The organism is Streptomyces sp. NPDC008163 (assembly GCF_042956885.1).
In the GTDB taxonomy this organism is placed as follows: domain Bacteria; phylum Actinomycetota; class Actinomycetes; order Streptomycetales; family Streptomycetaceae; genus Streptomyces; species Streptomyces drozdowiczii_A.
In genome coordinates, this window is sequence record NZ_JBIBHG010000013.1 from 23,512 (window position 1) to 34,704 (window position 11,193).

Here is an 11,193-nt window from a genome sequence, read left to right on the forward strand (position 1 = left end):
TGCCGTCCCTCGCGCGTGGCGACCACTCCGCGCGGCACCGTTCTTCCCCCCACAGAGATTGGAATCCAGTGAGCGACAACGAGATCCCCGGCGCTCCCGGTCCCGAGCCCGCCCAGATCGACGAGCCCACGAAGCCGCGCGGACCGCTGCCGCCCAAGCACGACCAGCGCGGTCCCGAGACCGTGAGCCCGACCGGGCAGCCGACCGGCGCCGGACAGGACAAGGTGGCCCAGGGCGGCGCCTACCTCACCAACGCGCAGGGCGCCCGGCTGTACGACACCGACCACTCGCTGAAGGCCGGTCCCCGGGGCCCGGTGCTCCTCCAGGACCACCACCTGCGGGAGAAGATCACGCACTTCGACCACGAGCGCATCCCGGAGCGGGTGGTGCACGCCCGCGGTGCCGCCGCCCACGGCGTCTTCCGCGCGTACGGCGCGGCGGCCGGCATCACGAAGGCGGCGTTCCTCGCCGAGGGCGCCGAGACGCCGGTCTTCGTCCGCTTCTCCACCGTGCTCGGCTCGCGCGGTTCCGCCGACACGGTGCGCGACACCCGGGGCTTCGCGACGAAGTTCTACACCGACGAGGGCGTCTTCGACCTGGTCGGCAACAACATCCCGGTGTTCTTCATCCAGGACGCCATCAAGTTCCCCGACATCATCCACGCGGGCAAGCCCCACCCCGACCGGGAGATCCCGCAGGCGCAGAGCGCCCACGACACGTTCTGGGACTTCGTCACCCTGCACACCGAGGCGACCCATCACACCCTCTGGAACATGTCGGACCGGGGCATCCCGCGTTCGTACCGGATGATGGAGGGCTTCGGCGTCCATACGTTCCGGCTGGTCAACGCCGAGGGCGCGACCACGCTGGTGAAGTTCCACTGGAAGCCGAAGCTGGGCGTGCACTCGCAGGTGTGGGAGGAGGCCCAGATCGCCTGCGGGATGGATCCGGACTTCCACCGCCGGGATCTCGCCGACGCGATCGAGGCGGGCGCCTTCCCCCAGTGGGAGCTGGGGGTGCAGACGTTCCCGGACGCCGAGGACCAGATGTTCGAGGGCATCGATCTGCTCGACCCCACGAAGTTCGTGCCGGAGGAGCTGGCGCCGGTCCGCCCGATCGGACTGATGACGCTGAACGCCAACCCGTCGAACTACTTCGCCGAGACGGAGCAGGTCGCCTTCCACGTCGGCCACCTGGTGCCCGGCATCGACGTCACCAACGACGCGCTGATGCAGGGGCGCCTCTTCTCGTACGTCGACACCCAGATCACCCGGCTCGGCGGGCCCAACTTCGCCCAGCTGCCGATCAACCGCACGCACGCGCCCGTCAACGACATGCTGCGCGACGGGATGCACCAGACGGCGGTGCACCGGGGCGTGGCACCGTACCGGCCCAACTCGCTCGACGGGGGCTGCCCGTTCACCGCCGGCGCGGACACCGGCGCCTACATCGAGGTGCCCGTCGACGTCCCGGCGGCCCGGAAGGTGCGGGACGCGGCGGCCTCGTTCGACGACCACTTCAGCCAGGCCAGGCTGTTCTGGCTGAGCATGACGCCCACGGAGCGGGAGCACATCACCGCCGCGTACGCCTTCGAGCTCGGCAAGTGCTGGGACCAGGCGATCAAGGAGCGCGGCCTCCGGGTGCTGGCCAACATCGACCCCGAGCTGTGCGCGCGCGTCGCCGAGGGGCTGGGTCTCCCGGCGCCCGGGGCGAGCGAGCCGCTGGGCTCGCCCGAGCCCAGCCCCGCCCTGTCCCAGCTGGGGCACACCTGGCCGGTCGAGGGCCGGGTCGTCGGCATCGTCACCAGTGGGGAGTCCGGTCTGGACGCCGTACGCGAGGCACGCGGCGCCGTCCTCGGTGCCGGGATGGTCCCCCTGGTGATCGCGCCCTCGGGCGGCAAGCTGGGCTCCGGGAACGACGCGGTCACCGTCCAGCGCACGTTCGCCACGGCCCGGTCCATCGAGTTCGACGCGATCGTGCTGGTGGGGGCACCCGCCCCGGCCCCGGACGCGTACGGGGCCCGTGACGCGAAGACCGACGACGGGGCCCGGTCCACCGGTGTGGACCCGCGGGTCCTGCTCCTGGTCACCGAGGCGTTCCGGCACGGCAAGGCCGTCGGTGCCTGCGGCACGGGCGCGACGGTGCTGGAGAAGGCCGGTGTGGCCGCGGACGCCCCGGGCGTCGTGGCGGGCGTGGCCGCGTCCACGGTGCTGGACGGCGTCACCGAGCTCCTCGCAGGTCACCGCGCCTGGGACCGCTTCACGCCGACGCTCTGAGACCGCACCGGGCCGGTCCGGGAGGACGCGGACCGGCCTCCGCCCATAGGGTGACGAAAGGCGTGTTTTCCCCGTGCCCGGCAGGGCACTCGCAGGGTGCGAACGGCGGTCGCCCGCGGCCGCCCCCGCATCCTTGACGCCTCCGACGGAAGGACGAATCATGCCGACAGAGGCACGTGGCGACGACGTCTACCAGCCGCAGGACGACGGCCAGGACCCGCCGAACGACGATCTCGACCTGGAGAACGCGCTCGGCGAGCGGGGCCTGGACGATCAGTTGGACGAGGGCTACTCGCCGCCCGAGCGCCCCCTCGGCGTCGACAAGTACGGCACGACGGGCGAGGAGGAACGTCGCGGCGAATCCCTCGACCAGCGCCTGGCCCAGGAGGTCGAGGACGTCGAGCCGCCGGACGGCGACGGCATCGGGGACCTGGACGACGGCGAGGGTGAGCCGCTGGAGCCGGAGGAGGGCGAGACCCGCTCCGGGCGGCTCACCGCGAGGGACGAGGTGCCGGGCCGGCGGACCGACGCCTACGCCGACGACGTGGGCGTCGACGGCGGCGCGGCCTCGGCCGAGGAGGCCGCCGTGTACACCACGGACGAGGAGGAGGAGCAGGGCCGCGAGGGCTGACCCACGGCTCGCGCCCGCGGGGACCGCCCCGGATCATCCGCGTACCGGAAGGCCGCCGGTCCGGGAACGCGGTGCGGAATCGGGTGCGGGTAGCGGGGTCAGCGCGTGCGCGGGCCGGGGCGCGGGCGCATCGTTCTAGAGGGCCCCCGGCGAAGGAGCGCCGCATGCCGAGTCCGGACTGGAAGACACCCGTCGCGGGAGCGCCCTGCTGGGTGAGTCTCACGACCCACGATCTGCGGGCCGCGCGGGCCTTCTACGCCCGGGTGATGGGCTGGGAGTTCCACGACAGCAGCCTGGGCGACGACTTCGTCCTCGCACGTGCCCACGGCAGGGCGGTCGCCGGCATCGGCTGCCCGGGCGGTGGCCCGCCGCCTGCCTGGATTCCGTACTTCGCGGTGGCGGGCGCGGACGGTACGGCCGACCGCATCCGGGAGCGCGGTGCCACGCTCGCCGTGGGCCCGCTGCCGCTGGGCGAGGGGCGGGCGGCGATCGCCGCCGACCGGGAGGGGGCCGTCTTCGGCTTCTGGGAGGGCCCGGCGCCCGTCTGGGCCGACGGACTGCGCGCCCCGGCCAGGGTGGATCTTCAGTCCCGCCACGCCTTCGAGGCGGCCATCTTCTACGCGGAGGTCTTCGGCTGGGCGAAGCCGCAGAGCCGGTGCGCGGTGGATTACGCGGAGGACCGCGTCCTCGTACGGGCGGGCGGCCACACCGTGGTGACGCTGCGTGGCGGCGGGGTGGAGAACGCCGCGGATCCCCTGGTGCGAGCGCGCTGGATCGTGGACTTCCTGGTGCCCGACAGCGGGCGGGCGGCGGAGGCAGCGGTGGCAGCCGGGGGCGAGGCGACGCCGGTGGAGGGCGTACCGGGGACCGCGTTCGTGCTCCGGGACCCGGAGGGCGCGCTCTTCACGGTGTCCGACCGCTGACGGGGTCCCCGCTTGGCATGTTTGAGGTGGGTTCGTACGGGAATGGGCCAGGGGTGCTTCGGACCAGAGGCGCGCCCGTGGGAGCTCCGCTCCGGGTGCCGCCTGTCCGGCGGAGGCTCCCACGGCGGTCCTGACAGGCGACGCCGAGGAGTGAACACCATGGCCGGTGCCCGACAGACTGACCCCGCACGCCACCAGGACGTACCGGCGGAGACGGACGTACCGGCACGGACGGCGGCCTTCCACCGTCTGCGAGCTCTGCCCGACGGCCCCGAGAAGGAAGAGCTGCGACGCGCGACCGTCTGCGCCTGGCTCCCCATGGCCCACCGGCTGGCCTCGCGCTTCCGGGACCGCGGTGAGCCGCTGGACGACCTGCGCCAGGTGGCGGCGATCGGCCTCGTCAAGGCGGTCGACCGGTACGACCCGGGGCGCGGCAAGGTGTTCGAGACGTACGCCATCCCCACCGTGGTGGGCGAGCTCAAGCGCCACTTCCGCGACCACACCTGGGACGTCCATGTGCCGCGCCGGGTCCAGGATCTGCGCAACCAGGTGCGGGCGGCCCGCCGCGACCTCGCCCAGACGCTCGGCGGGCGGCTGCCGACCGAGGCGGAGATCGCGGCCGCCACGGGGCTCGGCACCGAGGACGTCCGGGCCGGTCTGGAGGCCCTGGACAGCTATCGCACGCTGTCGCTCGACGCCGAGATACCCCGGGCCGGGGACGGGTCCTGCCTCGCCGACACCCTGGGGCTGTGCGACCACGCGCTGGACGTGGCCGTCGACCGCGAGGCCGTGAAGCCGGGTCTGCGCGGCCTGCCGGAGCGCGAGCGCACCATTCTCTACCTGCGGTTCTTCCGCGACATGACGCAGGGACGGATCGCCGAGACGCTCGGCCTCTCGCAGATGCATGTCTCACGGCTGATCGCCCAGTGCTGCGAGGAAGTCCGCAGGCAGGCCCTCCAGGAGGCCGCCTGACCGGCGGATCTTCGCGGGCCCGGTTCAGGCCGGGCTCAGCCGGCCCGCCTCCCGGACCCGGTCGGTACGGGCGATCTCCCCGTAGACGCGGCAGATCCCGTCCGTCACCTCGTCCCAGGCGAACCGCGCGAGCGCGTGGGTGCGCGCGGCAGCCCCGTAACGAGCCAGTCGGTCCGGGTCGCCGAGCAGACCCCGGATCGTCGCGGCGAGGTCGTGCGCGTCGTCCTCGGCGGGCGGCACGAGCGTGCCGGTCACCCCGTCGACGACCGCGTCCAGCTGGCCGCCGACGGCTGTGGCCACGACCGGGGTGCCGCAGGCCATCGCCTCGATGGGGACGCGGGCGGACGGCGCGTGGTCCGGCAGGGACACGAGCAGGTCCGCGCTGGACATGAGGTGCGGCATCAGGACTCGCGGTACGTGGCCGAGCAGCCGCACCCGCTCGGCCACCCCGTGCCGGAGGGCGGTCCTGCGCAGGCGTTCGGCCTCCGGGTCCGCGAAGAGGAGCGGTGCGGCCGGTCCGCCGGCGACGAGCAGTTCCGTGCCGGGGACGCCGGCGAGTGCCTCCACGACCCGGTCGAACCCCTGCCGGGGGTCGAGCCGGCCGACGGACAGCAGCCGGAATGCGGCACCGGGCGGCCGGTCGGCGAGGGGCACCGGGGCGTAGTGCGCGGTGTCGACTCCGCAGGGCACGACGGTGATCCGGGTCCGGGGGACGCCGACCGCCAGCAGCTCGTTCACCTCGTCCGCGCAGGTCGCGATGGTGCGGTGGACCGCACGGGCGATCCGGCTCTCGATGTCGGCGCGCTCGGGCGGGCCGGCGTCCGCGCCGCCCCGGTGACGCCGTTCGGTCGTGCCGAGCGTGTGGAAGGTCTGGACGACCGGGATACCCGCGTCCCTGGCCCCGGTCAGCGCGGCCGCGCCGGACGTCCAGAAGTGCGCGTGGACGACGTCGGGCCGGTTGAGCCGCCAGATCCGGGCCAGATAGGCGCCGAACTCCGGCATCCACGTGAGCAGTTCGCCCCTCGGTACGGGAGCGGGCGGGCCGGCCGGTACGTGGACGACCTTCACGCCCGACGCGGTGCGCACCAGCGTCGGACGGTCGGGCCGGTCACGGCGGGTGTAGACGGTGACGTCGTGTCCCCGCCCGGCGAGGCAGCCGGCCAGCTGGGCCACGTACCCGCTCAGTCCGTCGGGGTCGGGACCGTCCGGTTGCGGGAGCGGTCCCGTGTGCGCGGAAACCAGGGCTATCCGGGCGAATCGCGGAGTGGGCTCCGTCATCGCGCGACCTCCTTCGTGAGTCGGTCTCCGGTCGATCCTGCCGCAGCGGGCCGGGGCCGCACCTCCGCGTCTGCCGTTGGAATGAATCGCGTCAGTTCGGCTGGCCGACCGGCCGGACCACCAGCGTGTTCACGTCCACGCCGCGCGGCTGCGAGATCGCCCAGACGAGGGTGTCCACCAGCTGCCCGGCGGTGATCATCGGACCGGCCGCCGCCGCGCCGCCGGGGCGCTCGTCCCAGAACGGGGTGAGCACCCGGCCCGGTGCGATCAGCGTCGTACCGACGCCGTACCCGGTGGCCAGCATGCGTACGTTCTCCGCGAGGCCGGTCACCGCCCACTTGGTCATCGAGTACAGGTTGCCGGGCGTGTTCTTGTATCCGGCCACGCTGCCGATGAGCACGATCCGGCCCTGGGACTCCTTCAGCGCGGGGAGCGCCGCCTTGACGAGGAGCGCGGGACCGAGCACGTTCGTCAGGACCATGCCGCGCCACTTCTCGGGGTCGCCGGTCTCGACGTGGGCGTCGGCGGAGTACCCGGCGTTGGCGATGGCGTGGTCGAGCCGGCCGAACGTACGCACGGTCTCCTCGACCGCCGCCGACACGTGCTCCCAGTCCCCCGCGTCCCCCTCGAAGGTCAGCAGCCGCTCGCCCGCGTCCATGTCCTCGGCCAGCACGGCCAGCTTCTTCGCGCTGCGCCCGGTGGCGGCGACCCGGTGCCCGAGGCCGAGGAGCCGTCGTACGCTCTCCGCGCCGATCCCGCTGGAGCCGCCGGTGATGAAGGTGACGGGCGCCTGGGCGCCGTCGGTGGAGGTGTGGTCGCCGTTGGTCATGATCTCCCCGTGTTCCGCTGTCGCTGCTCCGGTCGACGCTAAATCGTCGGGGACGGGCACGTCCATAGATCACGGCGCTCGGCCCGCGCCGGACCTGACGCCCTGTCTGGGATATTGCTCACCATGGCAGATGACGATCGGCGGATGCCGGCCCCGGGCTGGCAGCAGGCGCTCGCCTCCGCGCTGGCGGAGTACGTGGCCGGGGACGGGCGCGTCCACGCGATACACGTGCACGGATCGGCCGCCGGTTCCGCGGGGGCGGTGGACCCGTGGTCCGACCTCGATGTCCGGTTCACGGCCGACGAGCCGGTGTCCGTCGCCGAGGACGTGGTGCGGGAGATCTCCGAGCGGCACGCGCCGGTGTACGCCTCGGCCAGGGACGGCGACGCCGGACGGCACACGGTGCGGCTTGTCCTGGTTGACCTGCGCCGCGTGGATCTCACGTTCCACGCCGCGTCCCAGGACGGCTCTCCTGCGGCCGCCAGCCCACCGGCCGCCCCGGACCTGCACGGCGTCCTCGCCTCCCTCGTCAACGACTTCCGCTTCGACGCGGTCCTCGCCGCCACCAAGGCGGCCCGCCTGGATGTGCTGATCGGGGCGCACCTGACACTCGGGCTCGCCCGGCACGTCCTGGTCGCGGCGATGGTCCTGCGCGACCGGGAACGGGGCACCACGCACCACCGATACGGCGGCACCCGCTACGACAACTGGGCGGCGCGGCTCGCGGTCGCGCCGGCTCCGTACGATCCGGGGTCGGTCGTCGCGGCGATCCGGTTCCACACCCTCGCCCTGTCCGGCCTCCTCGCCGAGCACGGCGTGCCCCTCGCGGTGGACGACGCCCCCCTGCGCGTGCTGCTCGACGCCGTGGACGCGGCGCTCGCGGCGGACGACCGGCGCACGGGCTGAGCAGGCAAGTCCGCTTCCTCATCATGCGGTTGCCCGGTTCGCCGTCGCGCCCGCCACGAGGGCGACGGCTCCGCAGGCGGTCGCCGTGGTGCCCAGGGTGGCCGCCCGCAGACTGATGTGGGCGCGTACGGCGGGCACGACCAGCTCGTTCAGCTCCTGCTTCAGCGGGTCCATCAGGGCCGCGCCGGTGCGGGTCAGCTCGCCGCCGACCACGATGACGGCGGGGGCGAAGGTGTTCGCGAGTGCGGCAAGGACGCCGCCCACGGCGCGCCCCGTCTCGGCCAGGACCCGGCAGGCCGCCTCGTCGGCGTCGCGGGCCGCCACGGCCAGGTCGGCGATGCCGGCCGCCAGTCCGCCGCAGGCGTGGTAGCGGTCGAGGACCGCCCGGCTGGAGGCGACGGTGTCCAGACAGCCGTGTCCGCCGCAGTGACAGGGCCGCCCGCCCTCGCGCTCGACGTTCACGTGCCCGAGTTCGCCCGCGGTGGCGTAGGGCCCGCGCACCAGCGCCCCGGACTGGATCAGCCCGCCCCCGACCTCGCGGGACAGGGAGACGGACAGCAGGTCCGGCTCGCCCGCCGCCGCGCCCCAGGTGGCCTCGCCCAGTGCGGCGAGCCGGTGGCCCCGCTCCACCCGGACCGGGGCCGCGAAGCGCTCGCGGACCAGGTGGGCCACCTCCACACCGGGGCCCGGGCCGCCGATGCCGACCCCCACGCCCTTGACCGCCCCGGGGGCGAGGGAGCCTCCCGCCAGCGCGGCGGCGAGGCGGTGCGCCGTCAGGACGCGTTCCCGCCGCCCGGCCGTGCTGGGCTCCTCGGCGCTGCGGACGCCCATCAGCTGGCAGGCGTCGGTGGCGAGGGCCACCCGGGTGCTGCGCCGGGTGAACTCGATGCCGATGAACTGGCCGCGTTCGGGGTTGAGGGTGAGCCGCTCGACCGGACGGCCCCGGCCCCGGCCGTCCTCGTCCCGCAGCGCGGTGGTGATCGCGCCACTGTCGACGAGGGCGGCCACCGCGTCGTACACGGTGGTCCGGGGCAGCCCGCTCAGATCCATCAGCTGGGCCCGGGTCACCGAGCCGTGGTGCGACACCAGCCGCAGGACCATTTCCTTGCTGCTGGGCTTCCTGCGCGCGGGCGCCGGTGAGCTCTCGGGGACCGGCATCGGGTCAGCACGTCCTTCGGGAGGCGGTCACGTGGGTGCGCTCCTGGTCAGTCGAGGAGTTCGGCCCGGTGGGGCGAGTCCGCTCCCCGCCGGGAACAGGTGACGGCCGCGGCACGGGCGGCGAAGGCCAGCAGTTCGCGCCACTCGTCGTGCGTGAGCCGGGCGTCCGCCCGCAGCGCGTCCTTGCGGTGAAGGCCGTCGAGCAGTGCCGCGTAGACCGTGTCACCGGCGCCGATGGTGTCGGCCACCTCGCAGGCGGCGGCCGGTACGTGCACGGTGTCGCCGGTGGCGGTGACCGCCCAGAGTCCGGCGCCGCCGCCGGTGAGGACGACCGCGGACGGTCCGGTTCGCGCCCAGGCGCGTGCGGCGTCGAGCACCGCGTCCTCGTCGGCCGCGCGGCTCGACAGCCACGCGGTGTCCTCGAACGACACCTTGAGCAGCGACAGATGGGGCAGCCAACCGCGGAAACGGGCCCGGTAGGCGTCGGGGTCGGGGATGACGTTCGGCCGGATGTTGGGGTCGAGGGCGGTGAAGAGCCCCTTTCCGGACTCGCGCAGGAGCATGTGCTCGTACGCGCTCGCCGTGGGCTCCAGGGCGAGGGAGCAGGTGCCCAGGGCGAGGGCCCGGGCCCGGGGCGGCAGGGCGTCGGGGGCTGTGAAGAGCCGGTCGGCCGTGCCCTGGTGGTAGAAGGTGTAGGCGGCCGAGCCCTCCTCGCTGATGGCGGTCACGGCGAGCATGGTGGGTTCGGGGCCGCGCTGGACGAGCGCGGTGTCGACGCCCGCCTTCTGGAGGCCTTCGACCAGCGCGGTTCCGTAGGCGTCGGTCGAGACGCGGGAGCAGAACGCGGCCGGCGCTCCGAGCCGTCCCAGCGCGACGGCGGTGTTGTACGGGCCGCCGCCGCGTCTGGGAAGCATCAGCGGCAGCCCCCCGTCCGCGCGGCCCTGGTCGGGCGCCGGGACCAGGTCCATCAGTGCTTCTCCGCCTACTACGATCACGCTCGGCCTTCCTTGTCTGTGCGTGCCGGTGGGAGGGACGGCATGCCGAACCGCCCCCCGGGTGCCGGTGGTTGGTGCGCGGGCGGAATGCCCGCGGGGGGAACGGGGCGGTCGCGGGGCCGCCCCGGCTGCTCAGGCGGGCAGCTCCTGGTCGGCGGCGAACCGGCGCTCGCCCGAGCCGCGCTGGATCAGCCTGTTCTGTACGACGACGGTGCGCGGGCGCGACCTGTCCCCCGCCAGCCGCCGCAGCGCGGTGGCTCCCGCCTCGCGCCCGATCGTGACCGGGTCCTGGGCGACGACGGTGAGCGCGGGCGTGAGCAGTTCCGCCATCGGCACGTCGTCGATGGCGACCACGGCCACGGAGTCGCCGCTCCGTCCGAGCTCCGCCATGGCGCCGAGCGTCATCACGTTGTTCCCGCTGACCACGGCCGTGGGCGGGCTCTGGAGGGCCAGCAGCCGGGCCAGGGCCTTCGCCGCGCCGTGTTCGTCGTGCGCCTCGCCGACCAGGGCCCGGTCGTACGGGATGCCGGCCTCGGCCAGGGCCGCCCGGTATCCCGCCTGGCGTTCCCGGCGCGTGTAGAGGCCCCGGGGGAGGTCGCCGATGAACCCGATGCGGCGGTGGCCGTGGGCGATCAGGTGCGCGGTGCCCTCGCGGGCGCCCTTGCGGTTGGAGCTGACGACCGTATCGGTGGGCAGGCCGTGGCCCGGGCGGTCGATGAACACGACCGGAAGCCCCTGGGCCAGGTGCCGTTTGAGGTGGCTGTGGTCGGCGCCCACCGAGGGCACGACCATCAGCGCGCTCACCCGGCGGGCGAGGAAGGACCGGGTCAGATCCGTCTCGCGCTCCGGGTCGTCCCCGGACGAGCCCATGACGAGGGTCAGCCCGTGATCGCGGACCGTGGCCTCGATCCCGCCGGCGACCGAGCCGAAGAAGGGGTTGGCCAGGTCGGGGATGACGAGACCCACGGTGGTGTCCGGTCCGCCGCTGCGGATGCTCTGCGCCATGGGGTTGAGCTGGAAGCCGAGCCTGCCCACCGCTTCGAGGACACGCGCCCGGGTCGACTCCGAGGTGGGGCCGTTCCCGTTGAGCACCCGGGAGACGGTCTTGGCGCTCACGCCCACCTCCTGGGCGACATCGGCAAGAGTCGGGCGGCGGGGTGAGACCATGGCCAGGCTTCTCCATGTTGAGGCTCTTCGGCCGGGAGGGAGATCGCCCCGGCCAACC

At 74.0% G+C, this 11,193-nt stretch carries 10 protein-coding genes; 5 read left to right on the top strand and 5 right to left on the bottom strand.

The features are described from left to right. Positions 1-68 precede the first annotated feature (68 nt). The 4 genes from ACFZAT_RS26445 to ACFZAT_RS26460 all read left to right on the top strand — a co-directional run bounded on the left by ACFZAT_RS26445 (position 69) and on the right by ACFZAT_RS26460 (position 4,802). Positions 69-2,276 (top strand): catalase, encoded by a 2,208-nt coding sequence (locus ACFZAT_RS26445; RefSeq protein WP_391267847.1) that lies wholly within the window; start codon positions 69-71, stop codon positions 2,274-2,276. A 160-nt stretch (positions 2,277-2,436) separates the two neighbouring features. After that, the gene (locus ACFZAT_RS26450; protein ID WP_391267850.1) at positions 2,437-2,907 is read left to right on the top strand and encodes a DUF5709 domain-containing protein; all 471 of its coding nucleotides are present in this window, start codon (positions 2,437-2,439) and stop codon (positions 2,905-2,907) included. Positions 2,908-3,071: 164 nt separating this feature from the next. Further along, positions 3,072-3,830 carry a VOC family protein gene (locus ACFZAT_RS26455; RefSeq protein WP_391267852.1) on the top strand — a complete coding sequence of 253 codons (759 nt, stop codon included), beginning with the start codon at positions 3,072-3,074 and terminating at the stop codon, positions 3,828-3,830. Positions 3,831-3,989: 159 nt separating this feature from the next. Further along, positions 3,990-4,802, top strand: coding sequence for a SigB/SigF/SigG family RNA polymerase sigma factor (locus ACFZAT_RS26460; RefSeq protein WP_391267854.1), 813 nt, complete (start codon positions 3,990-3,992; stop codon positions 4,800-4,802). 24 nt (positions 4,803-4,826) lie between these two features. Here the strand turns inward: ACFZAT_RS26460 and ACFZAT_RS26465 are convergent, their stop codons facing one another. After that, entirely contained in the window at positions 4,827-6,080 is a 1,254-nt protein-coding gene (locus ACFZAT_RS26465; RefSeq protein WP_391267856.1) for a glycosyltransferase, read from the bottom strand. Positions 6,081-6,171: 91 nt separating this feature from the next. Further along, positions 6,172-6,909, bottom strand: a complete 738-nt coding sequence (locus tag ACFZAT_RS26470) for an SDR family NAD(P)-dependent oxidoreductase (protein ID WP_391267858.1) — start codon at positions 6,907-6,909, stop codon at positions 6,172-6,174. Between the two features lie 123 nt (positions 6,910-7,032). On the opposite strand from ACFZAT_RS26470, the gene ACFZAT_RS26475 reads away from it, so the two are divergent. Beyond that, positions 7,033-7,815, top strand: a complete 783-nt coding sequence (locus ACFZAT_RS26475; RefSeq protein ID WP_391267860.1) for a hypothetical protein — start codon at positions 7,033-7,035, stop codon at positions 7,813-7,815. A 21-nt stretch (positions 7,816-7,836) separates the two neighbouring features. On the opposite strand, the gene ACFZAT_RS26480 is transcribed toward ACFZAT_RS26475, so the two are convergent. From ACFZAT_RS26480 to ACFZAT_RS26490, 3 genes are all read right to left on the bottom strand, one after another. Then, positions 7,837-8,973, bottom strand: coding sequence for an ROK family protein (locus ACFZAT_RS26480; protein ID WP_391267861.1), 1,137 nt, complete (start codon positions 8,971-8,973; stop codon positions 7,837-7,839). A gap of 47 nt (positions 8,974-9,020) precedes the next feature. After that, entirely contained in the window at positions 9,021-9,968 is a 948-nt protein-coding gene (locus ACFZAT_RS26485) for a PfkB family carbohydrate kinase (RefSeq protein WP_391267864.1), read from the bottom strand. 132 nt (positions 9,969-10,100) lie between these two features. After that, the gene (locus tag ACFZAT_RS26490) at positions 10,101-11,135 is read right to left on the bottom strand and encodes a substrate-binding domain-containing protein (protein ID WP_391267866.1); all 1,035 of its coding nucleotides are present in this window, start codon (positions 11,133-11,135) and stop codon (positions 10,101-10,103) included. Positions 11,136-11,193: the final 58 nt, after the last annotated feature.

Excerpts from the sequence above, each read along its gene's own strand:
- ACFZAT_RS26450 (WP_391267850.1), top strand. The coding sequence starts at position 2,437 with ATGCCGACAGAGGCACGTGGCGACGACGTCTACCAGCCGCAGGACGAC.
- ACFZAT_RS26455 (WP_391267852.1), top strand. The coding sequence starts at position 3,072 with ATGCCGAGTCCGGACTGGAAGACACCCGTCGCGGGAGCGCCCTGCTGG.
- ACFZAT_RS26460 (WP_391267854.1), top strand. The coding sequence starts at position 3,990 with ATGGCCGGTGCCCGACAGACTGACCCCGCACGCCACCAGGACGTACCG.
- ACFZAT_RS26465 (WP_391267856.1), bottom strand. The coding sequence starts at position 6,080 with ATGACGGAGCCCACTCCGCGATTCGCCCGGATAGCCCTGGTTTCCGCG.
- ACFZAT_RS26470 (WP_391267858.1), bottom strand. The coding sequence starts at position 6,909 with ATGACCAACGGCGACCACACCTCCACCGACGGCGCCCAGGCGCCCGTC.
- ACFZAT_RS26475 (WP_391267860.1), top strand. The coding sequence starts at position 7,033 with ATGGCAGATGACGATCGGCGGATGCCGGCCCCGGGCTGGCAGCAGGCG.
- ACFZAT_RS26480 (WP_391267861.1), bottom strand. The coding sequence starts at position 8,973 with ATGCCGGTCCCCGAGAGCTCACCGGCGCCCGCGCGCAGGAAGCCCAGC.
- ACFZAT_RS26490 (WP_391267866.1), bottom strand. The coding sequence starts at position 11,135 with ATGGTCTCACCCCGCCGCCCGACTCTTGCCGATGTCGCCCAGGAGGTG.